Below are 15,606 nucleotides of genomic sequence, written 5' to 3' on the forward strand. Positions count from 1 at the left end.
CGAAAGATTTCAGGGCGCGGGAAACAATTCGCTGGTTCGGCCCATAAGCCGGTATGCAAACAGGCCAATCCATTCCCTGATAGCGGATGATACGCCGCTCAACCCGCCGGCGAGATCAAACCGGAACGAAAAATTTTCGTCCTTTTTTGTTTTATAATCAACGGGGTACGGAGCTACCTTAAACCCCGCCCTGCGAAAAACACCAACAGATCGTGGCATATGTGCAGCGGAAGTAACCAGAATCCAGACATCCCCCGGCTTTGGGGGATACAAGTCTGCCACGCGGGAGGCATTCTCAAATGTATTCCGGGCATTGGATTCAAAAATAAATCTGCCGGGGTCAATTCCAATTCGTTCAACCAGAAGACGCGCCGCATCTGCCTCCCGATGTTCTGTATTGGTCAGCCGGCCTGAACCACCCGTATAGATTACCGGCACAGCCGGGTACAGTCTGGCAAGATACAGCATCTCCAGCACCCGTTCCGCACCACCACCAACCGAAGGCATCCCCGAGGCCGTTGTGGCTATCGGATCGATAACACCACCAAGAACGATAACTCCCGCAGGCCCGGGTGCGCTCTCCTGCAAAACAGCCGGAGGAAAGCGTTGTTCAAGCGGGCCTTCTATCCAGCTGCCAACCGGCAGAAAGGTCAGCGCAGAGGTCAGTCCCAGAAGCAGCACATTTGCCCGCACAAGCCAGCGGTTCCGGCTTCTGACAATACCAAAACCCGTACAGAAAATGATCAGGAAGGCGAGGAGATTTCCTGGCTGAACCACAAACCAGAACAATTTCGAGGCAACAAAAAGAACATCTTCCATACCGGACCTGCTTTCGTCATTCTGACGCCCGGTCAGGCGACAAATTGCTCCCGGTGCTTGTTGATCGCCTTGCGCAGCCCCATGAATATCTGCTTGCCGACATCGCCGCCATCGCCCTTGATCTTTTCTTTCAGGACGACGCGCATGGAATCAATATGCGCTTTCACTACTTCAACGGCAGCATCACTCTGGTTACAGCCTCTGCCGGTACAGTCATAAAGCGATTTGGCAAAAGTCGTGATCAATGGATAGCCGAAGGTTCCCCCCTGCCCGCGCATTTCATGAGCCAGCAGGTTGATCTGTTCAAAATGTTTGGGTCTCTGTGTTGGGTGCAGCAGCGCCTCGGTGCACAGATCAGACAGGCTGGCGAGGTCCGTCAGTGCCCAGTCGGCAAATTCCAGTGACTTGCGCGCCAGATTATCCTCGGCTTCCTCAAGCAGGTTAAGCGGCAACTCCCCGCTGCCTGTAGCTCCCATCCCGGCAACCTTTTCCTTCAGCCGGTTTGGTAACCTGAAATACCAGACTTCCGTTTTGTCTTTCGGCTTTGTGACCCGTGAGCCGGAATAAACAATCGTTATATCCTTCTCTGCGGTCACCCGGCGTTCATTATCGCCGACATCATCCTTTCGGCGCCGCCGGTCCGGACCAAAATAATGCTGATTCATGACATACTGCCTGGGATGATCAATCAGGGCGAGGATGCGCTGCGACACCGAACGTCCGGAAAACGGCTTGGCCAGAAACTCTGTTGTTCCGATGTCCCGGGCTGAATTCACATATCCCGTATCTGCTGCGCCACTCAACATGATGAACGGCATGAAACGGTCAGGCGATTCCTTTGCCATACGCAGCCAGCGCAGCAACAGCACACCGTTTACCGGGTTCATCACCAGATCACTGATCACCAGATCAATGCCAAAGCCATATTGCTGATTACTGCTGCTTTGCGCGACCATTTTCAGGAATTCAATCGCATCTGCGCCGTTTTTGGCTGTTTTCACCTCGCGAAAGCCAAGCTGACGCAGCAGGTCAGACAAAACATCTCGCATATAATCATTGTCTTCGACGACCAGTGCCGAAAGACGGTCAAAACTGTAAAGTGCCAACCTGATACCCTTGCCTAGTCAAAAGGCCCCGTCTACCCGGCTCTAAAGTGACGACCAACCGGGTATGATGCAATCCTGTTCTGGAAAAAGAAAAGGACGCCCCGGAGAGCGCCCTTTTTGATCTCGTATTTTACCCGGCTTAGAAGAGCTGAAGGACCGACTGTTCGGACTGCTGAGCCAGTGACAATGATGTCACACCGAGCGACTGTCTGGTCTGGAGGGAAAGCAGGTTCGCCGATTCTTCGTTGAGGTCAGCGTTGACCAGTTTTGCCGCCCCTTCTTCCAGCGTATTCACCAGTGTTTCCGTAAAATTCAGCCGGATCTGAAGCAAGCTGTTGCTGGAACCGAGTGTTGCCGAGGCATTCCGAACCTCCCCGATCGCAACATCCAGATCCGAAATTGCCGCATCAATGTTGGCATCCGAACCGAAGTTACCGGCCGCCAGTTCGATGGACAGACCGGTTGCATCCAGTGATGTACCGGTAATCGTAATCTTGTGGTCACCGTCTTCGTCAAAGGTAACCGTGAGGTTATCCGCTGTCTGGCCGACCAGGTTTGTACCGTTATAGCTTGAGTCGTTCGCAAGGTCGGTCAACTGGTTACGGATAACGTTGAACTGGTTGGCCAGGTTCTGACGTTCCGACGTATCGTTGGTCTGACGTGCCTGCAGGGCAAGACCCTTGGCCTGATCAACCAGGTCGGCCAGTGCTTCTGCGCCCTGAACAGCGGCTTTCACTGTCGAAATACCCTGATCGATGGAATTCTTGAGAGCAGCAAGATCGCTGCTTCGGTTGCTGAGGCCACGCGACTGGAAGAAGGCAAGCGCATCATCAAGTGCACTGTTTACCTTGAGGCCGGTCGAAAGCCGTTCCTGTGTCCGCCCGATCAGTCTGGAGGTGCGGGTAAGGGACAGCAGGTTAGTCCGTGTCGGTGCTGACAGTGTGATGTCCGAGGTCGACATTGATTCTACTCCGTTTACTGTTCTGTCATCAGCGCCGGGGCCTTTTCAGGGGCTTCCCCGCACCAGTTGATCCAAAGCACCGGCCAGTGGGCTTGCAGGACCCTTCGTCCTGCGTTGCGCCTTCTGCGCGATCCGGAACTTATCTGGCATCCAGATAGCAGGGAGCGTGCCAACTTTTATTTTCCTGTAAAAACAATGGCATACCTGTCCAGAACCTGTGGTAATGGTGGGCAGAGGGGAAAAATGGTACGGAACGAACGGCAAAAATTGCCGGGCAAACTGGGTAAAAGGAAAAATCGTCATGAGTCATGAACAGAAGTCTTCCGCCATCATCGTCGGTGCGGGCAGCGGATTAAGTGCCTCCTTTGCCCGGAAACTGGCTTCCGAAGGGATGGAGCTGATACTGGCAGCCCGGGATGAGACAAAACTCGCCGCGCTGGCAGAGGAGACCGGCGCCACCACAATCAGATGCGATGCCTCAGTCCCGGAAGATGTCGATGCGCTGTTCGCAGCGGCAGACAGACAGTTCGGAACAGCAGATATCGTTCTCTACAATGCCAGCTTCCGGACCCGCGGCGATTTCGAGAGCCTGGACCGGGATCAGGTTCGCAAGACCCTTGATGTTACCGCTTATGGCGCATTTCTGGTCGCCCAGCAGGCAGCACAGGCGATGCTCCGCCGCGGGTCAGGCGCGATCTTCTTTACCGGCGCCTCCGCCAGCGTGAAGGGCTATTCGAAGTCAGCCCCCTTCGCGATGGGCAAGTTTGCCCTGCGGGGGCTGGCGCAGAGCATGGCGCGGGAATTGTCACCAAAGAACATTCATGTTGCGCATTTCGTCATTGATGGCGGCATCGGCGACAGTTCCGATCCGCGTGCCGCCAGCCGCGGTGAAGACGGTCTGCTGCATCCCGACGCCATTGCCGAAAGTTACTGGCAGGTCTATCGCCAGCATCGCAGTGCCTGGTCCTGGGAACTTGAATTGCGTCCCTGGGCAGAAAATTTCTGACCGCATATTCGAAACCGCTCCGGTGCCGCCATATAGAAGATATGTAAACCGACAACAGGATCCCGCCCGGCATGTCCGTGAACAAGACCACCCTGCTCCCGTCCCTGCTGGCAACTGGCAGCCTGCTGATACCGACCAGAAGCGCCTTCGCGTTTGAGTTCAGTCAGAACGGGCCGGAGCTGGTTTATTCTCTCCTGCTGTTGCTGTTTGTCGGCTCGGGCGTGCTGTTTCATTTCCGTAACCGGGTCGGGCTGGCTTTGAAATATACCGCTGTCTGGCTGGGTATCTTCCTTGTCCTCGCGATTGGCTACAGCTTCAGGGGTGATGTCATGATGGTGGCGGACCGGGTGATGGGGAACCTCATCGAAGACCAGGGTTCTGTCGCAAACGGGGAAATTTCCTTCCCGGCGGGACGAAACGGTCACTTCTTTATTGAGGCCAGTGTGAATGGCGAGCCGGTGCGGTTTCTGGTCGATACCGGCGCGTCCAGCGTTGCCCTGTCACAGACCGATGCCCGGCGGCTGGGCTTCGCCCCGGAAACGCTGACCTTCGACCAGCCGACACAGACCGCCAACGGACCTGCACTCAGCGCCCGTGTCCAGCTGGACCATGTCGCCGTTGGTCCGGTTGTGGTTGAAGATGTCCGGGCGACGGTCAGCAATGCCAACCTCAATCAGTCCCTGCTGGGGATGAGCTTTCTCAGCCGCATCGGCGGCTATCGGGTTGAAGCCGGACGCCTGATCCTGACCCCCTGACGCCTAGGGAGCGGGTCAGGCCAGCGCCACCGCGATCCGTGCCGCAACATCCGCATTATGAATTGCCAGCGCCCGGTTGGCGGCAACCGTTCGCCCCTCGCTCAGTTCCGCGAGGCGGCGCAGCAGGTAAGGTGTCTCCCGCTTGCCGGTCACCCCGTCACGCCGGGCTTCAGCCAGTGCTGTTTCGATCCAGCCTTCAACCTCGGCACGGGGTAATTCGTCGGCTTCCGGTATCGGGTTGACGATCAGCAACCCGCCCTGCAATCCCAGCTGGCGCTGCGCCCGGATGATGGCAGCGGCCTGCGCTGCATCTTCGATTTTCCTGTCCACACCAAGACCCGAATCACGATAATGGAACGCGGGCAGACGGTCCGTGCCAAAGCCCAGCACCGGTACGCCCTCAGTCTCCAGCACTTCCAGTGTCCGCGGCAGGTCGAGAATCGATTTAGCCCCGGCGCAAACCACCGTCACCGGGCTTTGTCCCAGTTCACGCAGATCGGCAGACACATCAAGGCTGTCCTCACCCCCGCGATGGACGCCTCCGATACCGCCGGTCGCAAACATCTCAATTCCGGCCAGCGCGGCGCAATACATGGTCCCCGCAACCGTTGTCGCCCCCGGCAGACCCAGCCCGATGACGGTGCCGAGATCGCGCCGGCTTACCTTCACGCAGTCACTGGCCTGTGCCAGTCGCTCCAGCGCATCGCCCGACAGCCCGATATGCACCCGCCCATCCAGCAGCCCGATAATTGCAGGTGTCGCACCTGCTGCCCGCACTGCATCCTGCAACGCGGCTGCTACCGACAAATTGTCCGGCCAGGGCAGACCATGCGCAATGATGGTGGATTCAAGCGCCACAATCGGGCCGCCCGCAGCTCTCGCTGCCGCCACCTCGTCACTGAAAGTCAGAAGATCGTTCATCCGCGCAGTTTCGACATTTCAGCCGGACTGGCAACCCGCAGCGTTATTCCGCGTCATCCCGTGTCACTGTGATATCCCCGGCCCGGCTCTCAACAGCCGGCCAGTCCAGCGTCTCCGGTGCGGCCTGGTCACTCTCAACCACCAGCGAAGCCGCTGCGTTCCCCCGCAACAGCCAGGTTTCCGCCACTTCCCCGCGCAACAGCGAGGCCAGAACCCCCGCTGCAAATCCGTCCCCGGCCCCGACGCAATCAGCCATCTCACAATCAGTCCGTGCCCCGGCCCGATAGGTAATCCCCTCCAGCCCCAGCGCCGCCCCGGCAGCCCCCGCCGTCACGGCAACAATTGACGGCCCCTTGGCCAGCAGGTCGTTGGCCAGCCTGGCCGCCGCATCAAGGCTTTCTGCACTCTCCTCCTGTCGCAGCAGCGCCTCGGCCTCCCGCTGATTCAGCAGCAGCAGGTCAATGCGGTCCAGCAGCCCGGCCAGCCGGACCACCTTGGCCACGGACACACCGGCAACTGCAACCGGCGGGCGCCCTTCTGTCAGGATCAGTGATTCCAGCAGGGCACTCGACAGATTCGCATCCGCCAGCCACCAGCGACAGGTCATTGCCCGCGCCATCGCATCCCCGTCCAGCGCCGCCGCCTGTTCATGAATACCCATATCGTTGAAGGCGACCGACAGCCGCCCTTCCGGATCCAGCGCCGCAATATAACGGCTGGTCCGCCCCTGCCCGCCGGACAGGTTGATCAGATCGACGCCCATCCTGCCGGCATCACCGGCAATTGCCGCCCCGTCCGCATCATCGGCAAAGGCCGACAGCAACAGCGGCCGCTGGCCCAGCCGTGCCAGACAGGCCGCAATATTGCGCGCCGCTCCGCCGATCCGCAGCGTCATTTCCGCCGGGTTCGACAGACCCGGCAGCATCGGCTCATCCAGCCGCATCACCAGATCGACATTCGCCGCGCCAATCAGCGCGATATCGTTGCTGCTCTCCATCATCTCAGGCTCCACCATCCCGGCCATCCGGCAAATTCCCCCCATGCTGACGGCGAAAGATGAATCTCACGCTAATGCGTATCGGGTCTGGACAGGGCCGGTTCCGGCAAACCTGCACAACAAAGCTGAAACGGAATTGTAACCCCGATAAAAATCGACTATCCAACGCCTCTGGCGAAGGATGGGTGGCCGAGCGGTTGAAGGCACCGGTCTTGAAAACCGGCAAGGGTTAACGCTCTTCGTGGGTTCGAATCCCACCCCATCCGCCACTACCGCTTCGCAAAGCGAAGCGGTGAACCAACTCTCTGAAATTGATGTAGCGCCAGCCGTTTCGCAGAAACGGCGAGAGCGATGGCGTTCTCAAATCTCTACGTCTCCGACAGACACTCAAATGACCGCGTCGAGTTTCGACAAAATGCATCACTAATTTTTGAGTGAAATCAACAGACGCGATACAAGTGCCACTGGTCAAACGCGCAACCTCCAGGTAGCTTTCATTTATGGGGTATTGTGTGTTTATGCTTAGACCTGATTCGATCTACGATGACAGTCCATCGGAGCAGTATCAGTTTCCAAGGCAGTATCTAGATCGGGCAAAAACGTCAGAAGGGGACTGGATTGTATATCTAGAGCCAACGAAGATGCGCGGAACACGAGGGTATTTTGGAATTGCGCGTGTCAGCAGCATCATACCAGATCCAAAAACACCCGGGATGTACTTGGCTTTAATCGAATCTGGTAGTTATTTGGACTTTCCCTCTCCTGTTCCATTCAATGATAGCGATGGCCCGATTGATCGCGGTCTATTAAACGAGAATGGAATACTTTCTGGTCGCGCCCAAGCAGCAGTAAGACCAATAAATCCAGTCGATTTCCTCCGTATCATCGAAATCGGACTCAGCGATTCAAATCCGCTACTCCCGCGCCAAGATTCTGCTGAAGCGATACTCCAACTGGATGACGAACAGGCCCCTTTTACATTTGGAGAGGACCGGGAGCGTGTCCAGCAACTGACAAGACGCGTAATGCGGGACAAGGCATTTCGTCGTGTTGTGCTTCGGGCTTACAATGAGCGTTGTGCAATTACCGGACTGAAACTTATCAATGGCGGAGGACGCGCTGAAGTAGAAGCAGCCCATATCCAACCAGTTAAAAATAATGGTCCGGACATAGTTCGAAACGGTCTCGCACTTTCCGGGACCGCACATTGGATGTTTGACCTAGGTTTGATCAGTTTATCAGATGAGTTTGAAATTCTTATTTCTCGTCAGGTCAATGATCTTGAGAGTGTAAAATCATTCATCAACGAAAATGGTAAAGCATCATTACCCGAGCGAATTATGGATCGGCCACATCCACAATTTCTTCAGTGGCACCGGGAGCACTGCTTCAAGAGCTGAATCACTAGGAGAACTTTACTAATATAAGCTTAAATATTTAAATACATTTTTTACCATTTAACTCCAACGTCCTAATACAAACTTACTTTAGTTCATAATTTGACCAAAATTTATACGCTTCCGGATCCTTTAATTTATTTAAACCTGCAACGTCATTTATACTTTTAAGTGCTGACTTTCGCAATTGCGGAACTTCTAAAATAAACCTCTGCGTGAGACTAATAAACTCGTCTTTAATTCGATAACTCATGTCTTTTTTTGGACCAGTCATTATACCAGATTTTCTCCACAATTCCACGTCCCGAAGACTCATCACGGTATGTTTCTGGCTAAACAGATCTCGCCCAACCGTCATCGTCACAAATAAAAACTCATACAACACAGCGCAAGATTGATTTTTTATTCCATATCCAGAAACAGATATAATTAACCTACTTGCCGAATATCCATCATCCGATAAATTTATTTTGTAACCACTTCTCTGTAACTCAATCGCTACAGAATCCCTAGTCTGAGCGACATTTGTCCAACATCCATCTGAAACACCATCACTCGCAACAACCTTGATCTCGCTTCCAGAAGCAATATCAATCCAAGCTGGATCTTCTCCCCATGAAATGACGGTACTGATGCTTTCTGATCGGGAGTTAGAAGGCATCAGCATCAAAAACAGCACAAAGTTAAGGAGAAAAAAACGCATTCATCTTCCCTTTCGCAACTCACATATCTGCATCAACCAGCAGCGGACAAAACGGTAGAAATACAGATGAAAGAATATTTTATCGAAATAAATTTAACAAGTTATTCTATCTTTGGTATGACCGCAGACCGCGCTCTAACATCAATCCACCAACGGCAAGGTACACTCACGGAACCTTAATTAGACGATCAACAGAAACACAATCCTACTTCCCCCCATTGATCCAAAACAATGCCGCCCTGCCTCGCGACGGGCAGAGTCCCCTAAAAACACGCCGGGAGGGAAATAATCGCTGATGACTGAGACATATATTCCGATAGGAAGCCGCGTCAGGCTGATCTCTACGGCAGAGCCGTGGCGGTGGCTGGTGGCGGGGTGGAATGATTTGCGGGCAAACCGGATGCGGAGCCTGCTCTACAGCCTTCCCTTTGTACTGTTCGGATATGTCTCGACCGCCGGGCTGTATCTGGCGGGCTGGCATTATCTGATCTGGCCGGCGCTGGCCGGGTTCTTCATTCTGGCCCCCGCTTTTGCTGTCGGGTTTTACGAGGCCAGCCGGCGTCTGGAACGGGGCGAGGCCGTGACGGTGATGGACATGGTCATGGCCTGGCGGCGCAACCCCAGCCGTATCTTCGGGGCCGGGCTGACGCTCTGCTTTTTCATGATCCTGTGGCTGCGGTCGGCCTCGCTGATCTATGCGATCAATTTTCCCTATCAGATGCTGTCCCTGCAGGGGATCATGAACCAGACCTTCTTTTCCGCTGACGGGGCATCTTTTTTCGCGGTCGGAACGGTTATCGGTGCGGCCTTTGCGGTGACAGCCTTTCTGCTGACCGTTGTATCACTGCCGATGCTGCTGGGGGAGAAGGCTGACCTGCTGCCTGCGATTTTCCTGTCCATACTGGCGGTATCGCGTAACAGCCGGGCAATGGCACTGTGGGCCGCCATCATTGTTGTCGCGACGGCTGCCGGACTGGCCACGGCCTTTGTCGGGTTGATCCTGACCATGCCGCTTCTGGGCCATGCGTCCTGGCATGCCTACCGGTCGATGATTGAGCCGGAGAAGGAAACCCCGTGAGATCTGTGACCTGACCTCCGGGACCGTGCCCCCTCACCCCACCACGGGCAATTCTGCCGGTGCGCGGCGGCTCAGCCATTCGGCGCCGTCTTCGGTGATGACGATGTTTTCCTCATGCACCATCTGTTTGCCCGGCGCGAATTCCATACCGGGTTCGAGGGTCAGCACGACACCCGGTTCCAGCACGGTGCCATCCTCCGGAGTATTTGACGGCCATTCGGTGAGTTGCATGCCGAGACCATGCCCCATGCGGCCAACGCTGTTGCCGAGCGCACCGCCCGCTTCCAGCACGCCCCACATGGCGGCCCAGACATCGCTGGTGGTGGCCCCCGGTCGGGCCGCCGCAAACCCGGCGTCGGTGGCAGCATAGACCACGTCATAGGCGCGACGGACCGCGTCGTCTGCATGTCCGAAGGCGATATTGCGGTCGAAATCGCAGAAATAGCCGTCAAAGGTGGTGCCGGTATCGATTATCAGCACATCGCCCGCTGTCTGCACCCGGTCGGTCGGCCCCATGATGATGCTGTCATAACCACCGGGGCCAGAGCCTGAGATGATGTAGGGTGAGCTGTCTGCGCCCCGTTGCAGCAGGTCGATCCGGAAGCGGCGGCAGATTTCCCGCTCGGTCTCGCCCATGCTGACCGACGACGGCCAGTCATCGAAGGCATCGGAGGTCAGTTCGCAGATATGGGCGATCTTTTCGATCTCTGCCGCTGACTTCACATAGCGAAGACGGTGAATCAGCAGGGAGACATCGGCAATCTCAAAACCCGTGAGTTCCTGTTTCAGCCGCTCAAAGTCACCAGCGGGCATCCGCAGATGACTTTCATGCCCCATCGGAACCCCCAGACGGCCAAAACGTCCCGGCAGTTCGGCGAAAACCGAGCAGAGCAGTGAAATACCGTCATCCGCCGGTCTTGGCGCGGGCCATGTCCGGATATCCCCGATCCAGGTTGATGCCATCCCGGCCAGCCCGATTTCAGGGATCACGGCAATCGGCTTGCCCGCCAGCGGCACGACCAGAAACCAGGGCCGGGTCGGACTCTCCCAGAACTGGGTGAAGAAGCCGCTGAAATAGCGGACCTCCGGCTCTGTCGTCAGTAACAGCGCATCAATGCCGTCTGCCTGCATCTGCCGTTGTGCCCGCAGCAGGCGATTCTCGAATTCACAGACATCAAACCCTCGCGGCGGGATCTTTGCCATTTGCCGGTTTCCTATCGTGACAGTTGCGAGCGAACAAGACGCAGCCAGAAGGCGACACCGGTCTGCAGAATGTCGTCGTTGAAATCGTAGTGCGGGCTGTGGAGACCGCAGCCCCCCGGCCCGTCCCCGCCATTGCCAAGGAACAGATAGCATCCCGGCTTGCGTTGCAGCATGAAACCGAAATCCTCTGATGCCATCAGCGGCAGACAATCCGGCTGAACATTGTCTTCACCCACCACTTCGCGGGCGACCGCAGCCACGATGTCCGCCTCTCTGGCCGTATTGATGGTCGAGGCAAATTCCCGCGAGTACGAGAACGACGCCGTCGCGCCATAGGCGGCAGAAATCCCCTCGCTGATGCGCGCCATCGAGGCCTCGATCTGATCCTGTACAGCCGGCAGGAACGAGCGTGTATCACCACGCAGGGTCACCCGTTCCGGGATGACATTCCGCGTCGCCTCAACGGCAAAGTCCGTCACCGAGATGACCCCGTTCTCCAGCGGATTGAGGCTGCGGGAGACAATGCTCTGCAGGGCCACGACAATTTCGGAAGCCACCAGAATGGGATCGATGCTGAGATGGGGCATCGCCGCATGTCCGCCCTTGCCCAACACCCCGATCTCGAAATTATCCTCACAGGCCATGATCGGTCCCCGGCGCAAGGCAATCTGCCCTGTGGGCAGCGACGGCATGTTATGAATGCCATAGACCGCCTCGACCGGGAAACGCTCGAACAGGCCGTCTTCCATCATCGCCAGTGCACCGCGGCCATGTTCCTCTGCCGGCTGAAAGATGAAAACCACCGTGCCATTGAAATCCCGGCTGTTCGCCAGAAGCTTCGCCGCCCCCAGCAGCATCGCCGTATGACCATCATGGCCGCAGGCATGCATCCGGCCCGGATGTCGGGATGCATGGTCAAAGCTGTTCAGTTCGGTGATCGACAGCGCATCCATATCTGCCCGCAGGCCAATCGCCCTGTCACCGTCACCGGCTTTCAGGACGCCGACAACACCTGTCGTCCCGACCTTTTCATGGACCTCCAGCCCGAATTCACGCAGCAATCTGGCCACCTCTGCCGAGGTCCGCTTTTCCTCAAACCCCAGTTCGGGATGCCTGTGCAGGTCATGCCGCCAGGAAATGATCTGATCGGTAACGTCCTGTGAAATCTCGGGGAAACTGTTCATGGGTGTTCTCGGAAAAAGAAGACAGGAAGGATCATCATGGCTGGCCCTTATCTCCACGGAGGATGACAGGAGGAACAAAGGCCGTCACTTCAGGTGCCGGGCCGGACAGACGCTCTATATCGACCAGACAGGTCATCGCGCCCGGCCCCTGCGCCAGTTCGGAAGTTCCCTGATCGCGGGTCAGCGTATTCGGATTCCCGTGTTTGCAGCAAGTCTCGTCACCTTCCAGATCCGGGTCATACCACGCGCCTGTCGCAAGCATGACAACCCCCTGCCGCACGCCGGGATCGGGAATGGCCACGCTGACGGTCGCGCCACGTTCGTTATGCAGGCGGACAAGATCACCCCCTGATATGCCACGGGCGGCCGCATCTTCCGGATTCAGGCGACAGGGCTCCCGCATCTTCATCTTACCGGCACGGCTGTAGGCACTATGATCAAGCTGGCTGTGCAGCCGCCGGGCGGGCTGATGGGTGATCAGATGCAGTGAAGCCGGTTTCGCCAGTACGGACCCCAGCCATTCCGCAGGCTCACGCCAGACCGGATGGCCCGGAATGCCCTCCAGACCAAAGCCGGCAATTGTTTCACTGAAGATCTCGATCCTTCCGGTCGGCGTTTCAAGCGGACAGGCATCCGGATTTTCACGAAAGGCTTGCAGCATGACACGCGGCTGCTCCGGCGGGGAAACCCGGAAGAAACCAGCCTCCCTGAATGTCTCATAGTCCGGCAGGTCAATGTCGGATTTCGCCGAGGCGGTCCGGGTGCGCTGGTACATGTCCCGCAGCCACTGGTCTTCCGTCCAGCCATTGGTGAAGGCCGCCTCAAAATTCACCGGTGCGTCGGGCGATCTGCTCAGCCGTCGGGCGAGCCCGGCAAAAATATCATGGTCATTGCGCGCCTGACCGAAAGGCTCCGCAGATTTGCTCATCGCCGTGAGATAATCATCCCGTGATGAGGCCCCCAGATCATTGCGCTCCATCGCAACCGTCGCCGGGAAAATAATATCTGCATGACGGGCCACCGGCGTCCAGTGCGGCTCATGCACGATCACCGTCCCGATGTTCTGCCAGGCACGGCGCAGGCGGCTCAGGTCCTGATGATGATGAAACGGATTACCGCCAACCCAGTAGACCAGCCGGACATCCGGATAGCGCCGTTCCTGACCGTCATATTTATAGAGCTGGCCCGGATGCAGCAGCATGTCAGCAATACGCGCCACGGGGATATGGCTGTCGACCGGGTTGCGGCCCGTCGGGAAAGCCGCCCAGGGCGCCTTGCCCCGATGACTGCCCAGCCCGTTTACCGCACCAAGGCCGAGGCCAAACCCCTGCCCCGGCTTGCCAATGCCACCCAGCAGGGCAGCCAGCACAATCAGCATCCAGTAAGCCTGCTCACCATTTTGCTGCCGGGTCAGTGACCAGCTTGCATTCACCAGCGTCGGTGTTGCCGACATCCTGCGGGCCAGTGCAATAATATCCGCAGCGGGCAGTCCGGTGATCTCTGCCGCCCAGGCTGCATCCTTCGGCTGACCATCCGATTGCCCTGTGAGGTAAGGCAGGAATTTTTCGAACCCGATGCAGTAGCCTTCAACAAACTCCCGGTCATACAGGCCTTCTGACACCAAAACATGAGCCAGCGCCAGCATCAGCGCGACATCCGTATTCGGGCGAACGGGCAGCCAGTCTGCCTTCAGGTTTTCCGGAATATCAGACCGGTCCGGGCTGATATTGACGAAGGAGACACCGGCCCTGCGCGCAGCCTCGATATCCTGCGGCTGGCTGTGCTGGCCGACACCACCGGAATTCACCTGTGCATTGCGGGAGGCAAAGCCGCCGAAAGCCACGACCAGCCCGCCGGCAGCAGCAATCGACCGCCAGGACGTATGTTCAACAAACAGGCTGTTCAGTGACCCCGCCACATAAGGCAGGATAACCTCGGCAGCGGCATGGCTGTAGGTGTTTCTGGCTGACGTATAGCCGCCGAACAGGTTCATGAAACGGCGGAGCTGGCTTTGCGCATGATGGAACCGCCCCGCGCTGGCCCAGCCATAGGAACCGGCATAGATCGCCTGATTGCCGAACTGGCCCCGGACCCGGTTCAGTTCACCGGCAGCAAGATCGAGAGCCTCATCCCATTCCATGGCAACGAAGCTGTCCCGCCCCCGCAATCTCCGGTGGTCGGTGCTGTTTTCGAGGAAGCCCCGGCGTACCATCGGCTTGTCGATCCGCATCGGCCCGGACAGGGTGTCGACAATTGCCTCACCAATCGATGACGGCGACGGATCATCGGGGAAACCTTCCAGCGCCACCGGCTGACCGGCTGACCGGACGACCCGGTAAGTCCCCCAATGCGCTGCTGTCAGGGGTTCGGACAAATGCCTACCCCTCTTCCGGCCCTTCGGTCACCATCAGCAGGCACCGGCTGTCAGCAGGTAATCCCGCATGGCTGACCGCTGCCAGTGGCGCCCCGCCGCTTTCTGTCGTCAGAATACCGTGCCGCCGGTAACGGGCGACGGCAGCCGTTGCCTCATCTTCGGTAACGGTCATGAAAATATCAGCATCATGGCGCAGGGACTCAAACGCGATCAGTGAGGCATCCTTGCAATCCAGCCGCCCCATGTTCGAGACCGGCCCGTCGGCCCGTGTCAGCCGGTCTGCCTCAACGCTGGCCCGGATACAGGGGGCCGCATCCGGTTCAACAACAATGATCACCGGCTGCTCATCCCAGAAGTCACGGATATTTGCCGCGATTGCAGCCGCAAATCCCCCGACCCCGGCCTGCAGAAAAACATGTGTCGGCCAGCGGCCCTGTTCTGCAAACATCTGGCGGCATTCGTCTGCGAGGACGGTATAGCCTTCCATCACCAGTGCGGGACGCTCCGTATAACCGTCCCAGGAGCCATCCGCGAGATGCAGCCAGTCATTCTCGTCTGCCGCCTTGCGGGCATAGGCGACACTGTCTTCATAGGTCCCCTTCGTGCGCACCACCTCGGCATTCAGGGACCGGATGCGGTCAGCAAAGCCCTCGGGCACCGTCGGGGCCAGCACGACCACTGCCCGCGCGCCAAACACACGGGCACCAGCTGCCACGGACAGCCCATGATTGCCCGCACTGGCTGTAATGAAGGTCATTTCAGACGCCTTCTGCCGTGCAGAGTCCGACATCAGGTCTGTCTCGCCCGTCGCATCTGAAATCATCTGAGCCACAGCAAATGCACCACCCAGCGCCTTGAAGCTGCCGAGACGCATGCGCCTGGACTCGTCTTTGACGTACAACTCTGCAACGCCGCAATCTGCGGCAAGACCCGCAACCGTCATACAGGGTGTTGGCTGATAGACCGGGCATTGTTTCAGCATGGCAAGCGGACGGCTGGCATCAGAACGAAACCGGCGTGCAGGAGAATTCGGCTTAAGGCGTGTTTTATTTGACATAATACCGCTTATTTTATGCGCCCCAGAGACAAGTATGGTGTCACT

14 protein-coding genes and 1 tRNA gene are annotated in these 15,606 nt (G+C 57.5%); 5 read left to right on the forward strand and 10 right to left on the reverse strand.

Annotated features, from left to right (window positions below; genetic code table 11):
- Window positions 1-9: 9 nt before the first annotated feature.
- The 3 genes from GH722_17075 to GH722_17085 form a co-directional block, all read right to left on the reverse strand.
- Complete coding sequence (locus GH722_17075; GenBank protein MRG73486.1) at window positions 10-819, reverse strand: YdcF family protein; 810 nt, start codon at window positions 817-819, stop codon at window positions 10-12.
- Between the two features lie 32 nt (window positions 820-851).
- Window positions 852-1,925 (reverse strand): response regulator, encoded by a 1,074-nt coding sequence (locus tag GH722_17080; protein ID MRG73487.1) that lies wholly within the window; start codon window positions 1,923-1,925, stop codon window positions 852-854.
- A gap of 139 nt (window positions 1,926-2,064) precedes the next feature.
- Window positions 2,065-2,886: a flagellin gene (locus GH722_17085; GenBank protein ID MRG73488.1), complete on the reverse strand. Its 822-nt coding sequence runs from the start codon at window positions 2,884-2,886 to the stop codon at window positions 2,065-2,067.
- Window positions 2,887-3,187: 301 nt separating this feature from the next.
- Between GH722_17085 and GH722_17090 the strand changes: the two genes are divergently transcribed.
- Both GH722_17090 and GH722_17095 read left to right on the forward strand, forming a co-directional pair.
- Window positions 3,188-3,892, forward strand: a complete 705-nt coding sequence (locus tag GH722_17090) for an SDR family NAD(P)-dependent oxidoreductase (protein ID MRG73489.1) — start codon at window positions 3,188-3,190, stop codon at window positions 3,890-3,892.
- A 71-nt stretch (window positions 3,893-3,963) separates the two neighbouring features.
- A complete protein-coding gene (locus tag GH722_17095) occupies window positions 3,964-4,647 on the forward strand; it encodes a TIGR02281 family clan AA aspartic protease (GenBank protein ID MRG73490.1) in 684 nt (227 codons plus the stop codon).
- A 15-nt stretch (window positions 4,648-4,662) separates the two neighbouring features.
- Here the strand turns inward: GH722_17095 and GH722_17100 are convergent, their stop codons facing one another.
- Together GH722_17100 and GH722_17105 are read right to left on the reverse strand one after the other, a co-directional pair.
- Window positions 4,663-5,568 (reverse strand): pseudouridine-5-phosphate glycosidase, encoded by a 906-nt coding sequence (locus tag GH722_17100; GenBank protein ID MRG73491.1) that lies wholly within the window; start codon window positions 5,566-5,568, stop codon window positions 4,663-4,665.
- Window positions 5,569-5,611: 43 nt separating this feature from the next.
- A complete protein-coding gene (locus tag GH722_17105; GenBank protein ID MRG73492.1) occupies window positions 5,612-6,610 on the reverse strand; it encodes a hypothetical protein in 999 nt (332 codons plus the stop codon).
- Between the two features lie 134 nt (window positions 6,611-6,744).
- On the opposite strand from GH722_17105, the gene GH722_17110 reads away from it, so the two are divergent.
- Window positions 6,745-6,834: transfer RNA gene (locus GH722_17110), tRNA-Ser, on the forward strand.
- A gap of 231 nt (window positions 6,835-7,065) precedes the next feature.
- Window positions 7,066-7,965, forward strand: coding sequence for a restriction endonuclease (locus GH722_17115; protein ID MRG73493.1), 900 nt, complete (start codon window positions 7,066-7,068; stop codon window positions 7,963-7,965).
- Between the two features lie 82 nt (window positions 7,966-8,047).
- Here the strand turns inward: GH722_17115 and GH722_17120 are convergent, their stop codons facing one another.
- On the reverse strand, window positions 8,048-8,665 hold the full coding sequence (locus GH722_17120) for a hypothetical protein (protein MRG73494.1): 618 nt from the start codon (window positions 8,663-8,665) through the stop codon (window positions 8,048-8,050).
- A 295-nt stretch (window positions 8,666-8,960) separates the two neighbouring features.
- Here GH722_17120 and GH722_17125 point away from each other — a divergent pair, with 295 nt between their 5' ends.
- On the forward strand, window positions 8,961-9,743 hold the full coding sequence (locus GH722_17125) for a DUF2189 domain-containing protein (GenBank protein MRG73495.1): 783 nt from the start codon (window positions 8,961-8,963) through the stop codon (window positions 9,741-9,743).
- A gap of 33 nt (window positions 9,744-9,776) precedes the next feature.
- Here GH722_17125 and GH722_17130 read toward each other — a convergent pair whose 3' ends face one another.
- The 4 genes from GH722_17130 to GH722_17145 are packed head-to-tail and all read right to left on the reverse strand — an operon-like array spanning window position 9,777 to window position 15,561.
- Window positions 9,777-10,946 carry a M24 family metallopeptidase gene (locus tag GH722_17130; GenBank protein ID MRG73496.1) on the reverse strand — a complete coding sequence of 390 codons (1,170 nt, stop codon included), beginning with the start codon at window positions 10,944-10,946 and terminating at the stop codon, window positions 9,777-9,779.
- Between the two features lie 11 nt (window positions 10,947-10,957).
- Window positions 10,958-12,130 (reverse strand): amidohydrolase, encoded by a 1,173-nt coding sequence (locus tag GH722_17135; protein MRG73497.1) that lies wholly within the window; start codon window positions 12,128-12,130, stop codon window positions 10,958-10,960.
- 34 nt (window positions 12,131-12,164) lie between these two features.
- Window positions 12,165-14,504: a molybdopterin-dependent oxidoreductase gene (locus tag GH722_17140; protein ID MRG73498.1), complete on the reverse strand. Its 2,340-nt coding sequence runs from the start codon at window positions 14,502-14,504 to the stop codon at window positions 12,165-12,167.
- Window positions 14,505-14,508: 4 nt separating this feature from the next.
- Window positions 14,509-15,561 (reverse strand): diaminopropionate ammonia-lyase, encoded by a 1,053-nt coding sequence (locus GH722_17145; protein ID MRG73499.1) that lies wholly within the window; start codon window positions 15,559-15,561, stop codon window positions 14,509-14,511.
- Window positions 15,562-15,606: the final 45 nt, after the last annotated feature.

It is taken from the genome of Alphaproteobacteria bacterium HT1-32, from assembly GCA_009649675.1.
Taxonomy (GTDB): domain Bacteria; phylum Pseudomonadota; class Alphaproteobacteria; order Rhodospirillales; family HT1-32; genus HT1-32.